Origin of the sequence: Streptomyces sp. NPDC091289, from assembly GCF_044757365.1 — a bacterium.
Taxonomy (GTDB): Bacteria; Actinomycetota; Actinomycetes; order Streptomycetales; family Streptomycetaceae; genus Streptomyces.
Window position 1 is genome coordinate 58710 of the sequence record NZ_JBIVUT010000008.1, and the last position, 14654, is coordinate 73363.

The window sequence follows — 14654 nt, forward strand, 5'->3', positions numbered from 1 at the left end:
CTGTCCGACTGCCTTGCTACACCCACGTATCCAGCCACATCCGGTCCCGCCACAGGTCCTCAGGGATCGACGTCCCGGTGTACAGCGGCCAGAAATAGATGAAGTTCCAGATGATCAGGAGCACCAGCACGCCCACCGCGATCGCCCCCAGCGTGCGGCGGCGTTCGCCGGTGGGATCGTGGGCGGTGAGGCCCAGTTCGGCCCGGGTGCCCGTGTTCGCCGCCGGGCCCACGATCGCGCCGAGCATCATCGTCACGGCCAGGCAGAGGAACGGGACGAACACCACCGCGTAGAAGAGGAAGATCGTGCGTTCCTGGTAGAAGAACCAGGGCAGCCAGCCCGCCACCACACCGCAGGCGATCGCGCCCGCCCGCCAGTCGCGGCGGAAGAACCAGCGCCACAGCACGTACGCGAGGGCGAGGCACGCCAGCCACCACAGCAGCGGGGTGCCGATGGCCAGGACCTCGGCGGCGCACTTGCCGGTCGCCGACTCCTTGCAGCCGGCCTGTTCCTCGTAGAAGTACGACACGGGGCGGCCGAGGACGAGCCAGCTCCAGGGGTTCGACTCGTAGGTGTGGCCCGAGGTCAGGCCGACGTGGAAGTCGTACACCTGGTTCTCGTAGTGCCACAGGCTGCGCAGCCAGTCCGGCAGCCAGTTCCAGGAGGAGTCCTTGCCCTCGGTGGCCGCCCAGTTGCGGTAGTAGCCCTTGTCCGTGACGATCCAGCCGGTCCACGACACGACGTACGTGACGATCGCGACCGGCACCGTGGAGAAGAAGGCGGGGACCAGGTCGCGGAGCAGCACCGCCCGGTACGGGTGGACGGCTCCTGCTGTACGCCGCGCCCCGACGTCCCACAAGACCGTCATCAGGCCGAACGCGGCCAGGACGTACAGGCCGTTCCACTTCGTGGCGAAGGCCAGGCCCAGCATCACGCCCGCCGCCAGCCGCCACGGCCGCCACCCCAGGCGCAAGGTCTCCGCGACCTCGGCGTCCGGGCGCAGCACCCCCTCCTCGTCCACCGGCAGCGCGTCGGCCAGCCTGCGCCGGGAGCGGTCCCGGTCCACCACCAGGCAGCCGAACGCGGCCAGCACGAAGAACATGACGATCAGGTCGAGCAGCGCGGTCCGGCTCATCACGAAGTGCAGCCCGTCCACCGCGAGCAGCAGGCCCGCCAGACAGCCCAGGAACGTGGAGCGGAACAGCCGGCGGCCGATCCGGCAGAGGAGGAGGACGGAGACCGTGCCGAGCACCGCCACCATGAACCGCCAGCCGAACGGCGTGAAGCCGAACAGCTGCTCACCGAAGCCGATGATCCACTTGCCGACCGGCGGGTGCACCACATAGCCCGGGTCGGTCGGGATCGGGACGGAGGACGGGTCGTTCAGGATCTGCTTGTCGACGTCCTTGGGCCACGACCCCTCGTACCCCTGGTTGACCAGCGCCCACGCGTCCTTCGCGTAATACGTCTCGTCGAATATCACCGCGTGCGGCTGGTCCAGCTTCCAGAAGCGCAGCAGCCCGGCGACCAGGGTCACCAGCAGCGGGCCGCCCCAGCCGGACCAGCGCATCAGCCGTTCGGCCACCTGCGGAGGGATCGCGAGCACGGACCACATCTGGCGTCCCGGCCGGGTGTACGGCGGGTCCAGCCGGTCGCGGAGAGAGGTCTCCGGGCGCGGAACATGGCCGAAGCGGCGCAGCCGCCGTTGCCAGGAGGTCGGCTGTTCGCCGAGCGGGTCCCCGGCGTCTTGGCCCCGCTGGGTCTCGGGTGCGGTACTCGTCACCGCGCCATCGTAGGGAACGCATCTGTGCGAAGGGCGCTGCCCGTGCTGCGAGGATGGCTGATGTGACTGGAACGACTGGAACGCTCGTGCTCGCAGGGACCCCCATCGGTGACGTGGCGGACGCCCCGCCACGCCTCGCCGCCGAACTGGAGCGGGCCGACGTCGTCGCCGCCGAGGACACCCGGCGGCTGCGCCGGCTCACCCAGGCGCTCGGCATCCACACGTCGGGGCGTGTCGTCTCCTACTTCGAGGGGAACGAGTCCGCCCGTACGCCGGAGCTCGTGGAAGCCCTCGTCGGTGGTGCCCGGGTGCTTCTTGTTACGGATGCGGGGATGCCGTCCGTCTCCGACCCCGGCTACCGGCTCGTCGCCGCCGCCGTGGAGAAGGACATCCGCGTCACCGCCGTCCCGGGGCCGAGCGCCGTACTGACCGCCCTCGCCCTGTCCGGGCTGCCCGTCGACCGCTTCTGCTTCGAGGGGTTTCTGCCGCGCAAGGGCGGTGAACGGCTCTCCAAGCTCCGCGAGGTCGGGGACGAGCGGCGCACCATGGTCTTCTTCGAGGCCCCGCACCGGCTCGACGACACCCTCGCCGCCATGGCCGAGGTCTTCGGCGCCGAGCGCCGCGCCGCCGTGTGCCGGGAGCTGACCAAGACGTACGAGGAGGTCAAGCGCGGCCCGCTCGGCGAGCTGGCCGTGTGGGCCGCCGACGGGGTACGCGGTGAGATCACCGTCGTGGTCGAAGGCGCCACCGACTCCGGCGACGAGGGGCTGGACGCCGAGGAGCTCGTGCGGCGCGTGCGCGTGCGCGAGGAGGCGGGGGAGCGGCGCAAGGAGGCCATCGCCGCTGTCGCCGCCGCCGCCGGGCTGCCCAAGCGGGAGGTGTTCGACGCGGTGGTGGCCGCCAAGAACGCGGAGAAGAACGCCGAGAAGGACCCGCCCAAGCCGTAGCCGTAGCCGTACGGTCCGGTCTTACGGGGTTTCCGTCAGCAAGTCGTACGCCGTCGCCACGAACGTGTCCGCCCGGTGCACCCGCCGCGTCGCCGTCGCCGCCACCGCCAGACCCGTGTCCGGGCGGAAGCCCAGGAACGCCTGCTGACCGAGCGTCGCCCCGGCGTGGAAGAGGACCGGGCCGTACGGGGACGGGTGGTGGAACCACGTGAGGGTGTGGGTGTGCGCGTGCCGCCGGCCGCGTCGCAGCAGGGGGCGGCACACATCGGTGAGCGCGGCGCTCAGCGTCGGGTCCAGGGGTTCGGGCCCGCCCACATGCGCCTCCAGGCCCGCATGAGCCTCCGGGCCCACATGCGCCTCCAGGAACGTCAGCAGGTCCAGCGGGGTCGCCCGCACCGCGCCCGCCGCCGCGAAGCCCCCGGTGTCCAGGGCGGGCACCGGCGTCCCGTCGCGGCGGTGGCCCACCGCCTCCGTGCCGTCCGGGCCCGGGCGCACCCGGGTCGCGTCCAGGTGCAGCGGGGCCAGCACCTGCTGGTGCAGCAGGACCTCCCAGGGGGTCCCGGTGGCCGCCGCCAGGGTGTGGCCGAGGACCGAGACGGCGAAGTTCGAGTAGTGCCACCGGGTCCCGGGACGGTGGCGCGGGCGGGCGCGCAGGAAGGCCCGGACCACCCGGTCGGCCGGGTAGCCGCCGTACGGGTCGGTCGACCAGCGGGGCACCGCCTGCGGGTAGAAGTCGGCGGGCAGGCCCGGCAGCCCCGAGGTGTGGGTGAGCAGATGGCGCAGCGTGATCCGGCGCACCGCCGGGTGCACCGGGAAGCCCGGGGCCAGCAGGTCCGCCGCCCGGTCCGCGTACCGCACCCGGCCCTGCGCCACCAGCCGGGCCAGCAGCAGCCCCGCGAACGGCTTCGACGCCGAGCCCAGCTCGTAGGCCAGTCGCTCCCGGTCCACCGGGCCCGGCTCCGCGCTACCGCCCGTGTGGACCGTACGGACTCCGCCCCGGCTGATCGCGAGCACCAGGTCGGGGGCGTCGATCCGTCCGGCCGCCTCCGCGAGGAGCCGTGCGGTGGCCGCGGGGCCGGGGTCGCCCACGCGGACCGTCGTCACGTCCGTCCCGCCCGCCACGTCCGCCACGTCCGTCATGCCGGGGCCGGCGTCGCGCTGAGGTCGGACAGGGCGCGGGACAGCGCGAGCGCCGAGGCGAACGCGGCGACGAGCGTCGGATGGTAGACGAGGTCGAACACCGACTCCTCGTCCCCCTCAGGCATCCCGCCGACCACCGGCATCGCCCCGTCCGGCTGCTGGGCCTGCGCGAAGCCCTGCCAGGCCGCCGGGTCCAGCGTCGGTTCGGGCAGGCAGGCGTCGACCACCAGCAGCTCGCCCAGCAGGTCCCAGCGCTTCAGGTCCAGCCAGTCGTCCAGCCAGACCGGCAGCCAGAGCGCCAGGTAGTCGGCGATGTCGGCGGGCAGCCCGGCCGGCTTCTCGCCCCAGTCGGTGAGGTGGAAGACCGTGTGCGTGATGTCGTAACCGATATGGCCCTCGACCGTCCACGGTTCGGGCCGCCGCGCCAGCCAGGTGTGCGCCAGCGCCGCCGTCTCCGGGACGCTCGGCTCCACCCCGAACCGCCGCTCGATCGCGCTCAGCCCGAGCCGCCGCACCGGCAGCACCTCCAGCGCCGCCCAGCTCGCGAGGCGGTGGTTGAGGCGGATCGCGGACTCCAGGTCCGGCTGCCGGTAGCCCAGCTCCCGGAACGGTACGTAGACCTCCAGCGGCACCGGCGAGAGCGGCTCGCGCCGCTGGCCCTCCAGCAGCCGTGCCCCGGAGCCCAGCAGCTCGTGCCAGGCGTGATCGAGGAGCTTGTGGGCCAGGGACGACTGCTGCGAGCCGGCCACGCCCTCGCGGAAGATGACCTTGCCGATGAGCGCCAGCTCGCCCAGGGGCTTGAAGCGGTCCAGCATCCCCGCCTCCGGGGACGGGTCGGCCTCCAGCCGGAACCCCTCCCGGTGTTCGTACAGCCAGCCCAGGGCCTTCGCCCCGACGTCGTGGATCTGCTGGATGCCGCTGCTCATGGGGTGTGCCTTTCCCGGCCGGGCGTCACGGTCCTGTCGGCCCCGCTCGGCGACGTCGGCGACTTCAGCGACCTCAGGGACAGGGCCGCGGCGAAGGCCGTCACGAGCGTGGAGTGGTAGCAGTCGATGAAGGGGTACGGGTCCGGCTCCGTCGTGTCCCGCACCGGTGGGCCGGTCTCCGGGACGCAGCCGGTCGCGTGCTGTACGTCGGCGAGCACCGGCCAGACCGCGTCCAGCAGCTCCTGCGGTGCCGGGCCCGGCAGGGAGGCCGCCACCGCGAGCAGTTCGCCGGTCAGGTCCCACTGGCCGCTCTCCAGACAGCCGTCGGCCCACGCGGGCAGCCAGGTCCGCAGATAGCCGTCGATCTTCCCCGGCACCCGGTCCGGCATCCGGCCCCAGTCCGTGAGGTGGAAGACGGTGTGGGTCAGCGCGTAGCCGGACGGGCCCTCGAACATCCACGGCTCCGACAGGCCGCCCAGCCAGGTCCGGGACAGCACCGCGCCCGCGTCGGTGTGGGTCACCACGCCGACCCGCCGCTCGGAGTTGACCAGGCCCAGCTGCCGGTTGGCGTGCTGCTCGGTGTGGGCCCAGGCGCGGGTCGCGGTGAGCGGGCGGGCCAGCGCCTCGAACCCTTCGTGGCGCAGCCCGTACCCGGCGAAGGCGGCGTAGATCTCGTACGGGTATGCGGCGTACGGCTCGGCGCGCAGCAGCTCCAGGAGGAGATCGCCTGCCGCCACCTGTTCCCAGGCATACGCGACGAGGTCCCCGGCCAGCTCGTGTTCCGGGGTGCCGGGGGTGGTGGTGCGGCGGATCGTGGAGCCGAGCTGGGCCAGCTCGCCGAGCGGTTTCAGCGTGGCGTTGACCTGGGTGTGGGGCTCCAGGACGTTGTCGGGGAGCGCGAATCGGGTGCGGTGCGCGTCGGTCCAGGCGAGGGCCCCGCGCAGGACGCCGGGGAGGACGGCGAGCGCGGCGCCGGAGTTCTCGCGGGAGGCCGTCCCGGTCCCGGACCCCGGGGCGCGCCGGGCCGCCCGAGGGCTCTGCCCCGGGCGGCCCGGGGAGGGGCCCTGGGTCGCGGTCGTCGTCACCGTGCCCTCGCCTCGGCCATCAGCCGGGCGGCCCGGACGTGCAGGGTCACGCGGGGGTCGTGGCCGCCCATCAGCTCGACGAAGTCCAGGCCGCGTTCCAGGCCCAGCGTCGCCGGTTCGCCGCCGATGGCCGCGAGCCAGCGGCCCGCGCCCGCCGCCTGGAGCCAGTCGCGCCGCCGGACCGCGCGGACGAAGCCGCGCGACAGGTCGACCGCCCGGTTCGCCGCGGCGCGCTGCACGGCCGAGGGGGCGGCCGGGACGGCGAGCGGCGCGAGGACCGAGAGCTGGTGCGTGAACGCCTGCCAGGGGGCCTCCTCCAGCCAGGCCGCGTCGGGCTCCGCGAACGCGGTGCCGCTCCCGCTCCCGGGAGTGGTCGCGCCCGGTGGAGGCGGTGCCATCCGCTGGAGCGTGGAGATCATGTGCCAGTGGCTCCAGGCCGTGGCGGCCGGGGCGTCGGGCTTGGGCGGGAATTCCCGCACCGCCCGGTCGAGTACGGCGATATCACCCGGATGCGGATGACGTCCGTACAGAACACTGGGCAACAGCAGGTCGGCCCCGATGACCCGTGCCGCCGCGATTCCGGTCCGATTCTCCTCGTCGATTCCCGCCGCGCCGCACACCGTGGCGAGGTGGTCCCCGCTCCGAAGAGCGAGGACCACCTCTGTTGCCAGGTCATGCACGGCACCCGCCAGGGGCGACGAAGCATGTGTCTGGTCCATGTGCCGGCGACTAGCCCTTCTTCGGGCGCGGGGTCGGCGGCGAGAGAAGCAGGGCGCCGCCGCCTGCGAGAAGCGCGAGATAGGCGCACTCGCGGGAGTCGCGGTACAGACCTTCGACCTCGCCCGGGTTGAGAGCGGCGTCGAGGTCGAGCTCGATGTCGGTGGCAGTGGTGTCCGTGGTGAACATGGGTTGTTCCCCGTCCTGTGGGAAATGGGGTGGACGTAATGAGTGAAAAGGAGGAATGGGGGCGCCGCAAATCGGCGTGCGACATCCGGGGAAATCGCGCATTCAATTGAATGATGAATTCATGAGGGGCGGGTGGGGTGAAAGCCCGGGAATTCAAGGGATACGGAGGGGGCGGCCGGGGGTGGTGCGCGGGCGCGTTCACGATCGGCGCCGGGCGCGTTCGGGGGCGCTCGGTGGCCCGGCGGTCACGCGCTGTCCTGCCGCGGTCCCGTCCTGGGCCATGCGTCGGCAAAGGGCTCCCAAAGGAGGCCAAGAACGCATCAACATCGGCGCTGAGCTGGTGCGTCCATCCGGGTGCAGGTGTCCACTGGAAGGGACGGGCCACCTGTTCGAACCCCTCGGGCGGGCCGGCCGTCCCCGGAGCGTGTGACCGGCGGCCAGGAGGAGCAGGCATGAGCGAGATCGCAGCGACCACTGTCCATGAGGCGTATGCCTTCGCCTGCATGAAGTGCGGGTACGGCTGGGAGCAGTCCTACGAGATAGAGCACCACGTCGACGTCCATGGCCACGCGTTCGTCGTCTACACGGCGGACGGCGAGCGTGTGCCGTCCCCGCTCTCCACGCCCACCTGCACGAACTGCGGCGGACACGTGGTGCGCATCATGCGGGCGGGGCGGGTCGCCGGCGTCCAGGAGCTGCTGCGGAAGCAGCAGGCGCCGCACGGCGCGGAGACCGCCGCGAAGGACCGGACGGTGTCGACCGCCGCCGCTCCGGCCCGGCACTGGCGGCTGTCCGACCTGCTCCACCCCTTCCACCGCAGGTGACGTGCCTTCCGCGGCGAGCGGCGCGCACCCTCCACCGCACGTGACCCGGCGGCGCGGGGCCCTCGTACGATCGTCGGCATGAGCCGTACCGAAGCCCCGCCGCTGCCCGAGCCCCTGCGGGTTCCGGTCGCCGACTCCCACACCCACCTGGACATGCAGGACGCCACCGTCGAGGAGGCCCTCGCCCGGGCCGCCGCGGTCAACGTGACGACCGTCGTCCAGGTGGGCTGCGACGTGGCCGGCTCCCGCTGGGCCGCCGACACCGCGGCCGCCCACCCCGCCGTCCACGCCTCGGTCGCCCTGCACCCCAACGAGGCCCCGCGCATCGTCCACGGATACGCCGAGGGCGCCGCCGGCACCGGGCGGCAGAGCGCCCGGGAGCCCGGCGGCAAGGCGGCGCTGGACGACGCGCTGGCGGAGATCGACGCGCTGGCCGCCCTCGACCAGGTGCGCGGGGTCGGCGAGACGGGCCTGGACTTCTTCCGCACGGGACCCGAGGGCGTCGCCGCCCAGGAGGAGTCCTTCCGGGCCCACATCGAGATCGCCAAGCGGCACGGCAAGGCCCTGGTCATCCACGACCGCGACGCGCACGCGGACGTGCTGCGGGTGCTGGCGGACGCGGGCGCACCCGAGCGGACCGTGTTCCACTGCTACTCCGGCGACGCCGACATGGCCCGGATCTGCGCGCGGGCCGGCTACTTCATGTCCTTCGCGGGCAACGTGACCTTCAAGAACGCCCAGCCGCTGCGGGACGCCCTGGCCGTCGCCCCCGCCGAGCTGGTCCTCGTCGAGACGGACGCCCCCTTCCTCACCCCCGCCCCGTATCGCGGACGGCCCAACGCGCCGTACCTCATTCCGGTCACGCTCCGCGCCATGGCCGAGGTGAAGGGCCTGGACGAGGACGTGCTGGCCGCCGCGATCTACGACAACACCGCGCGGGCGTTCGATTTCTGACCATCGGCCGGACCTTCACGGGCACTCTGTGTAGCCGTGTCGCTTTGGAGAGTGACCGAAGCTCCGCTATCGTCCCCGCGCACGACGGGGTGGCAGTGGCGGATCTTCGGCAGCGGGCGGATCTTCAGGAGCGGCGTGAGTATTTCGCAGGGCAGTCACCGGGCGGCGCGCGGCGGACGGCGTACGGCACCGGCACCGGCCCCTCCCGCCCCGGTACCGGCGGCGTTCCCCGGCGCGTTCCACGAGCAGATGACCGTGGCCGACGGGTTCTCCGTGGAGGGCCCGGCCGGCCACGCCCCGTTCCCCGGCGATGGCCCGGTCGCCGGTCACGCCCCGACGATGGTCGACACCCCGCTCGTCGCGCCGCCGGTCCTCGGGGCCCCGCTCGTCGGCCCGCCGCCCGTGGTGCCCCGGCAGGGGCCCACCCGCGCCGACGCCCGGCGGGCCGCCAAGCGCCGCCGCGCCCTCGTCGTGAACCCCGAGAACCTGAAGCTGAGGCGCCTCGTCCCGCAGGCCCTCGTCGTCGCGTTCCTCGCCGGCGGCACCACCGCGTTCGTCGCCAACGACAAGGCGGTCCGGCTGGACGTCGACGGCACGCCCCGGACCCTGCACACCTTCGCCGATGACGTCACCGAGCTCCTGGCGGAGGAGGGCGTCACCGTCGGCGCGCACGACGTCGTCGCCCCGGCCCCCGGTGCTCCCCTCGGCCACGGCGACGAGGTCGTCGTCCGCCACGGGCGGCCCGTCACCCTCACCCTCGACGGCGTCCGCCACCGGGTCTGGACGACCGCCGACACCGTGGCGGGGGCCCTGCGCGAATTCGGGATCCGCGCCGAGGGGGCGTACCTCTCCGCCGCCCGCTCCGCGCGGATCGCCCGCACCGGCCTGACCCTCACCGTCCGCACCGAACGCACCGTGACCTTCATGGCCGACGGCCAGGAACGCACCCTGCGCACCAACGCCGCCACCGTCCGCGAGGCCCTCGCCGAGGCGGGCATCACCCTGGACGGCCACGACACGACCTCCGTGGACCCCGGCCACTTCCCGCGCGACGGGCAGACGATCTCCGTCATGCGGATCACCGACACCCGCGAGGTGCGCGAGGAGACCGTCCCGTACGCCGTCGAACGGAGCGAGGACCCCGAGCTGTTCCGGGGCACCGAGGTCGTCGAGCGGGCCGGGCGCAACGGCGTGCGCCGGGTCACGTACGCGGTGCGGACCGTCAACGGCGTACGGCAGAAACCGCGCAGGGCCGCCGAGGAGCTGGTCCACCGGCCGGTGAGCCGCGTCGTGCGCACCGGCACCCGGCAGCGGCCCGACTCGGTCGCCGGGGCGGACGGGCTGAACTGGTCCGCGCTCGCCGCCTGCGAGTCCGGCGGACGTCCCGGCGCGGTGGACCCGAGCGGGACGTACGGTGGGCTGTACCAGTTCGACACGCAGACCTGGCATTCCCTCGGCGGCAGCGGCCGGCCCCAGGACGCACCGGCCGCCGAGCAGACGTACCGGGCGAAGAAGCTGTACGTGCAACGGGGGGCGAGTCCGTGGCCCCACTGCGGCCGTAGGCTTACCGGGTGAGCAGCACAGAGCCCGACGCCCTCCTGGGCCCCGCAGACATCCGCGACCTGGCCGCCAAGCTGGGGGTCCGCCCCACCAAGCAGCGCGGTCAGAACTTCGTCATCGACGCCAACACCGTCCGCCGCATCGTGCGCACGGCCGAGGTCCGCCCGGACGACACCGTCGTCGAGGTCGGCCCCGGGCTCGGCTCGCTGACCCTGGCGCTGCTGGAGGCGGCGGACCGGGTGATCGCGGTCGAGATCGACGACGTGCTCGCGGCCGCCCTGCCCGCCACGGTCCAGGCCCGGATGCCGGAGCGCGCCGACCGCTTCGCCCTGGTCCACTCCGACGCGATGCTGGTCAAGGAACTGCCGGGCCCGGCCCCGACCGCGCTGGTGGCGAACCTCCCGTACAACGTGGCCGTGCCCGTCCTGCTCACCATGCTGGAGCGCTTCCCGAGCATCGAGCGGACCCTCGTCATGGTCCAGGCCGAGGTCGCCGACCGGCTCGCCGCCCGCCCGGGCAACAAGGTCTACGGCGTGCCGTCGGTGAAGGCCAACTGGTACGCGGACGTCAAGCGCGCCGGGTCCATCGGCCGCACGGTCTTCTGGCCCGCCCCGAACGTCGACTCCGGGCTCGTCTCCCTCGTCCGGCGCACCGAGCCCATCGCCACCACCGCGAGCCGCACCGAGGTCTTCGCGGTCGTGGACGCGGCCTTCGCCCAGCGCCGCAAGACGCTGCGCGCCGCCCTGTCCGGCTGGGCCGGCTCCGCACCCGCCGCCGAGGCCGCGCTCGTCGCCGCCGGGATCTCCCCGCAGGCGCGCGGGGAGGCGCTGACGGTGGAGGAGTTCGCGGCGATCGCGGAGAACAAGCCGGAGGCGTCGGAATGAGTGCCGCTGTCACCGTCCGCGTCCCCGCCAAGGTCAACGTCCAGCTCGCCGTGGGCGCCGCCCGCCCCGACGGCTTCCACGACCTGGCCAACGTCTTCCTCGCCGTCGGCCTGTACGACGAGGTCACCGCGACCCCCGCCGACGAGCTGCGCATCACCTGCTCGGGCCCGGACGCCGCCCAGGTCCCGCTGGACGCCACCAACCTCGCCGCCCGCGCCGCCGTCGCCCTCGCCGAGCGGTACGGGATCACCCCCGCCGTCCATCTCCACATCGCCAAGGACATCCCGGTCGCGGGCGGCATGGCGGGCGGCAGCGCCGACGGGGCAGCCGCCCTGGTCGCCTGCGACGCCCTGTGGGGGACCGGCGCGAGCCGCGACGAACTGCTGGCGATCTGCGCCGAGCTGGGCAGCGACGTGCCGTTCAGCCTGGTCGGCGGGGCCGCGCTCGGCACCGGACGCGGCGAGAAGCTGACCCCGATCGAGGTCGGCGGGACCTTCCACTGGGTCTTCGCGGTGGCGGACGGCGGCCTCTCCACCCCTGCCGTCTACGGCGAGTTCGACCGCCTCACGGCAGAGACGGACGTCCCCGGGCCCACCGCGTCCCCCGCCCTGCTGGCCGCCCTGCGCTCCGGCGACTCCGGCGCACTCGCGGGGGCCCTGAGCAACGACCTCCAGCCCGCCGCGCTCTCCCTGCGCCCCTCCCTCGCCGACACCCTGGCGGCGGGCACGGCGGCCGGGGCCCTTGCGGCGCTGGTCTCCGGCTCCGGGCCGACGACGGCGTTCCTGGTGGCGGACGCGTCGGCGGCCCACAAGGTGGCCGACGCGCTGATGGCCTCCGGAACGTGCCGCGAGGCGCGGGTGGCGGTGTCGCCGGCGCCGGGGGCCACGGCGGTCTCCTGAGTCACTGCCAGCGGTACGGCGTGATGCTGGGGTCGTAGGAGCAGGTGACCATCGTCCTGTTGGTGGCCATGAGCGTGCGGCCCCGGTCGGCCTTCGCGCAGAACTGGCCGTCGACGACGGGGTGTCCGTTGGACGTGCAGGCGAAGCCCGGCTTGCCGTCGGGGCAGGTGATCGTCGAGCCGCCGGCCGGCTTCGTCGGGGCCTTCGTGGGGGCCGGGGCGGGAGCGCGCGTGGGGGTGGGCTTCGGCTTCGGGGCGGCCGTCCTGGGCGGGACGTAGGCCGGGTCGTTCTTCTCGTGCAGATAGCCGTGGAAGCTGGTCGTGCAGTCGCTGAAGTCCTCCGCGAGCCTGACGGTGACCGTGGTGTCGGCGGCGAGCCGGGTGCCGCTCCCGGGGCTGGTGTCGCAGATGTACCAGCCGTCGTGGTCCCGGGGGAGGGTGACGTCCTTGTGCTGGGCGGCGGCCGTCAGACGCGCGGCGGATATGTCCTGGCGGGCGAGCTCGGCCCGCGCCTGCTCATAGGTCCGGCTGTGCAGGGCGGGCATGACCGGATCGGGCGTGGCGGTCGGCGTGGGAGAGGCCGTGACCGTGGGGGAGGCCGAAGCCGTGGGCGTTGCGGCGGGCGGGGGCGCCGGGGCGCTGTCGTCGGTCTGTGTGCCGCCCTCGCAACTTGCCAGGGCGAGCACGCCGAGCAGGACGACAGGGGCGAAGTGGCGAGGAATCCGCACGGTGTTGATACTCCGGTTCTCGGGAACGGCGGGCGCCGCGGCGGATTGCCGGGACGCGGCCGGTGCACCTGCCCCGCGGGCCGCGACGACAGGCCGGCCGCACGGAGCTACGAACCCCCTGACGGCATGCGTCGTCTCCCCCGAAGAGCAGCTTTTGTGCTTGTTTTACTGGCCGACGACCGCCCTGTCCAGATCTACTCCGCGGTACGGCATTTCCGACGCATTCCGAACGATTCCGAAGCACTCCGAAGCGCTCCGAGGCGGTCTGAAGTATTCCGAAGTAGCCCGAAGTGTCCGTCCGTCGACTCGGCTACTCAGGGGCCGAGTTGAGTACGCGCGCCCTGCCGCGCGACCCGTGTCCGCCGCGACCGTATGACCATGGGATCAAGTGTTCGCGTATTGGCCGAGGCCACCCCCGTCACCCGGGACCGTTACGTCGACCTCCTGCGGGTCGCCTCGCTCGCCGCGGTCGTGCTCGGCCACTGGCTGATGGCCGCCGTCACCCCGGACGGGGTCGGCAATCTGCTCGCCGTCGTCCCGGCGCTCCAGCCGCTGACCTGGCTGCTCCAGGTCATGCCGGTGTTCTTCTTCGTCGGCGGCTTCTCCCACGCGCTGTCCTACCGCTCCCTGCTCCGCAAGCGCCCCGAGGCCACGGCGGACGCCTCCCCGGTCTCCGTCTACTCGGCGTTCCTGCGCGCCCGGCTCCAGCGGCTGCTGCGCCCGACCATGGTCTTCGTCCTGGTGTGGGGCGCGGCGGCGCTGCTGGTCCAACTCCTCGGCGGGGGCGGCGGGCTGACCGGCGTCACCCTGCGCATGGTGACCCAGCCGCTGTGGTTCATCGGGATCTACCTGGCGATGGTCGCGTTCACCCCGCCGCTGCTGAAGCTGCACGAGCGGTACGGCTGGGGGGCCTTCGCCGCCCTCGTGGCCGCGGCCGCCGCCGTGGACGTCCTCCGCTTCGCGGCCGGAGTCCCGTACGTCGAGTTCCTCAACTTCGCGTTCGTCTGGCTGGCCGTCCACCAGCTCGGCTTCCTGCGCGCCGACGGCCACCTCCGTCTCCGCCGCCCCGCCCTCCTCGCCGGTGGCGGCCTGGTCACCGCCTGCGCGCTGGTGGCGTTCGGACCGTACCCGCTGTCCATGGTCGGGATGCCCGGCGAGAAGGTCAGCAACATGGCCCCGCCCACCCTCGCCCTGCTGGCCCACGGCCTCTGGCTCGTCGGCGCGGTCGAGCTGCTCCGCGCCCCGGCCGCCCGGTTGCTGGAGCGCCCCCGGGTCTGGCGCACGGTGGTGGCGGCCAACGGGGTGGCGATGACCGCGTTCCTCTGGCACCTCACGGCGATGTTCGGCGTGTACGGGGCCATGCTCGCCCTCGACGTCCCGCTCCCCGAACCGGCCACCGCGGCCTGGTGGGCCCAGGTCCCACTGCGGATCGCGCTGGCGGCGGCCCTCACCGCCGGACTCGTCGCGGCCTTCCGCACCTTCGAGCGCCCGGCCCCCGCGGCACCCGTTCAGGGCCACGGCCCACTGGCGGCGCTCGGCGCGACGCTCTGCCTGCTCGGCGTGCTGGGCCTGTCCATGGTCGGCTTCGGCGGCCTGCTGGAGGGCCGCACGGCCCTGCTGATCGCCATCCCGGTCAGCGCCCCGGCCGCCGTCGCGATGACGCTGGGCGGCTGGCTGCTGGTGGAGCGGGCGGGACGGGGGCCGGGCGGGCACACTCCCACGAACGTCACTCCGCGAGATCGTGCACGGGGCCGCCGCCGTTCTCCAGACGGTCGATCGAAGCCAGCAACCGACGGGCGTTCGCCGGGCTCCGGAGCTGGTACACGGTCTCCTTGAGGGACTCGTACTCGTCGAGCGCCACTATGACCACCGGCGCGTGGCCGACGCGTGTGACCACCACCTCTTCACGGTCGTCCACGACCGCGTTCAGGATCTCGGCGTACTTGGCGCGTGACTCGGTGTAGGTCATCGTCCGCATAGCGGCCTCCGTACGTCGATGAGCAAGGGTTGGCAAGCGCG

General features: G+C 73.4%; 15 protein-coding genes. 7 read left to right on the forward strand and 8 right to left on the reverse strand.

Features of this window, described 5'->3' with window-relative positions; genetic code table 11:
- Window positions 1-16 precede the first annotated feature (16 nt).
- Window positions 17-1783: a dolichyl-phosphate-mannose--protein mannosyltransferase gene (locus tag ACIQPT_RS12395; protein ID WP_401155252.1), complete on the reverse strand. Its 1767-nt coding sequence runs from the start codon at window positions 1781-1783 to the stop codon at window positions 17-19.
- Window positions 1784-1836: 53 nt separating this feature from the next.
- Here ACIQPT_RS12395 and rsmI point away from each other — a divergent pair, with 53 nt between their 5' ends.
- Window positions 1837-2730: a 16S rRNA (cytidine(1402)-2'-O)-methyltransferase gene (gene rsmI / locus ACIQPT_RS12400; protein WP_401155254.1), complete on the forward strand. Its 894-nt coding sequence runs from the start codon at window positions 1837-1839 to the stop codon at window positions 2728-2730.
- 21 nt (window positions 2731-2751) lie between these two features.
- Here rsmI and ACIQPT_RS12405 read toward each other — a convergent pair whose 3' ends face one another.
- Genes ACIQPT_RS12405 through ACIQPT_RS12425 form a run of 5 tightly spaced genes read right to left on the reverse strand, consistent with a single transcriptional unit; the run spans window position 2752 to window position 6787 of the window.
- Complete coding sequence (locus ACIQPT_RS12405; RefSeq protein WP_401155256.1) at window positions 2752-3870, reverse strand: serine hydrolase domain-containing protein; 1119 nt, start codon at window positions 3868-3870, stop codon at window positions 2752-2754.
- Entirely contained in the window at window positions 3867-4796 is a 930-nt protein-coding gene (locus tag ACIQPT_RS12410; protein ID WP_401155258.1) for a DUF6895 family protein, read from the reverse strand. Before ACIQPT_RS12410 ends, ACIQPT_RS12405 begins: the two co-directional genes overlap by 4 nt.
- Window positions 4793-5881, reverse strand: coding sequence for a DUF6895 family protein (locus ACIQPT_RS12415; protein ID WP_401155260.1), 1089 nt, complete (start codon window positions 5879-5881; stop codon window positions 4793-4795). The genes ACIQPT_RS12410 and ACIQPT_RS12415 overlap by 4 nt, the downstream gene beginning before the upstream one ends.
- Entirely contained in the window at window positions 5878-6600 is a 723-nt protein-coding gene (locus ACIQPT_RS12420) for a hypothetical protein (protein ID WP_401155262.1), read from the reverse strand. The genes ACIQPT_RS12415 and ACIQPT_RS12420 overlap by 4 nt, the downstream gene beginning before the upstream one ends.
- 10 nt (window positions 6601-6610) lie before the next feature.
- The gene (locus ACIQPT_RS12425; RefSeq protein WP_007455151.1) at window positions 6611-6787 is read right to left on the reverse strand and encodes a hypothetical protein; all 177 of its coding nucleotides are present in this window, start codon (window positions 6785-6787) and stop codon (window positions 6611-6613) included.
- A gap of 452 nt (window positions 6788-7239) precedes the next feature.
- Here ACIQPT_RS12425 and ACIQPT_RS12430 point away from each other — a divergent pair, with 452 nt between their 5' ends.
- The 5 genes from ACIQPT_RS12430 (at window position 7240) to ACIQPT_RS12450 (ending at window position 11908) form a co-directional block, all read left to right on the forward strand.
- Window positions 7240-7611 (forward strand): hypothetical protein, encoded by a 372-nt coding sequence (locus ACIQPT_RS12430; protein ID WP_401155263.1) that lies wholly within the window; start codon window positions 7240-7242, stop codon window positions 7609-7611.
- Between the two features lie 78 nt (window positions 7612-7689).
- Window positions 7690-8565: a TatD family hydrolase gene (locus tag ACIQPT_RS12435; RefSeq protein WP_401155265.1), complete on the forward strand. Its 876-nt coding sequence runs from the start codon at window positions 7690-7692 to the stop codon at window positions 8563-8565.
- Between the two features lie 339 nt (window positions 8566-8904).
- Complete coding sequence (locus tag ACIQPT_RS12440) at window positions 8905-10140, forward strand: ubiquitin-like domain-containing protein (protein ID WP_401155563.1); 1236 nt, start codon at window positions 8905-8907, stop codon at window positions 10138-10140.
- Window positions 10137-11009 (forward strand): 16S rRNA (adenine(1518)-N(6)/adenine(1519)-N(6))-dimethyltransferase RsmA, encoded by an 873-nt coding sequence (rsmA, locus tag ACIQPT_RS12445; protein WP_401155267.1) that lies wholly within the window; start codon window positions 10137-10139, stop codon window positions 11007-11009. The genes ACIQPT_RS12440 and rsmA overlap by 4 nt, the downstream gene beginning before the upstream one ends.
- Complete coding sequence (locus ACIQPT_RS12450) at window positions 11006-11908, forward strand: 4-(cytidine 5'-diphospho)-2-C-methyl-D-erythritol kinase (RefSeq protein ID WP_401155269.1); 903 nt, start codon at window positions 11006-11008, stop codon at window positions 11906-11908. The genes rsmA and ACIQPT_RS12450 overlap by 4 nt, the downstream gene beginning before the upstream one ends.
- A 1-nt stretch (window position 11909) precedes the next feature.
- Here ACIQPT_RS12450 and ACIQPT_RS12455 read toward each other — a convergent pair whose 3' ends face one another.
- Window positions 11910-12635 (reverse strand): PASTA domain-containing protein, encoded by a 726-nt coding sequence (locus ACIQPT_RS12455; protein WP_401155271.1) that lies wholly within the window; start codon window positions 12633-12635, stop codon window positions 11910-11912.
- A gap of 378 nt (window positions 12636-13013) precedes the next feature.
- On the opposite strand from ACIQPT_RS12455, the gene ACIQPT_RS12460 reads away from it, so the two are divergent.
- Window positions 13014-14471: an acyltransferase gene (locus ACIQPT_RS12460; RefSeq protein WP_401155272.1), complete on the forward strand. Its 1458-nt coding sequence runs from the start codon at window positions 13014-13016 to the stop codon at window positions 14469-14471.
- Here ACIQPT_RS12460 and ACIQPT_RS12465 read toward each other — a convergent pair.
- A complete protein-coding gene (locus ACIQPT_RS12465; RefSeq protein WP_401155273.1) occupies window positions 14362-14613 on the reverse strand; it encodes a type II toxin-antitoxin system Phd/YefM family antitoxin in 252 nt (83 codons plus the stop codon). The genes ACIQPT_RS12460 and ACIQPT_RS12465 overlap by 110 nt on opposite strands.
- Between the last annotated feature and the right edge of the window lie 41 nt (window positions 14614-14654).

Bases quoted from the DNA above. Each gene is read 5' to 3' on its own strand.
- ACIQPT_RS12430 (WP_401155263.1), top strand. From the start codon at position 7,240: ATGAGCGAGATCGCAGCGACCACTGTCCATGAGGCGTATGCCTTCGCC.
- ACIQPT_RS12465 (WP_401155273.1), bottom strand. From the start codon at position 14,613: ATGCGGACGATGACCTACACCGAGTCACGCGCCAAGTACGCCGAGATC.
- ACIQPT_RS12405 (WP_401155256.1), bottom strand. From the start codon at position 3,870: ATGACGGACGTGGCGGACGTGGCGGGCGGGACGGACGTGACGACGGTC.
- rsmI (WP_401155254.1), top strand. From the start codon at position 1,837: ATGGCTGATGTGACTGGAACGACTGGAACGCTCGTGCTCGCAGGGACC.
- ACIQPT_RS12460 (WP_401155272.1), top strand. From the start codon at position 13,014: ATGGGATCAAGTGTTCGCGTATTGGCCGAGGCCACCCCCGTCACCCGG.
- ACIQPT_RS12425 (WP_007455151.1), bottom strand. From the start codon at position 6,787: ATGTTCACCACGGACACCACTGCCACCGACATCGAGCTCGACCTCGAC.
- ACIQPT_RS12420 (WP_401155262.1), bottom strand. From the start codon at position 6,600: ATGGACCAGACACATGCTTCGTCGCCCCTGGCGGGTGCCGTGCATGAC.
- ACIQPT_RS12410 (WP_401155258.1), bottom strand. From the start codon at position 4,796: ATGAGCAGCGGCATCCAGCAGATCCACGACGTCGGGGCGAAGGCCCTG.
- ACIQPT_RS12440 (WP_401155563.1), top strand. From the start codon at position 8,905: ATGGTCGACACCCCGCTCGTCGCGCCGCCGGTCCTCGGGGCCCCGCTC.
- ACIQPT_RS12435 (WP_401155265.1), top strand. From the start codon at position 7,690: ATGAGCCGTACCGAAGCCCCGCCGCTGCCCGAGCCCCTGCGGGTTCCG.
- ACIQPT_RS12450 (WP_401155269.1), top strand. From the start codon at position 11,006: ATGAGTGCCGCTGTCACCGTCCGCGTCCCCGCCAAGGTCAACGTCCAG.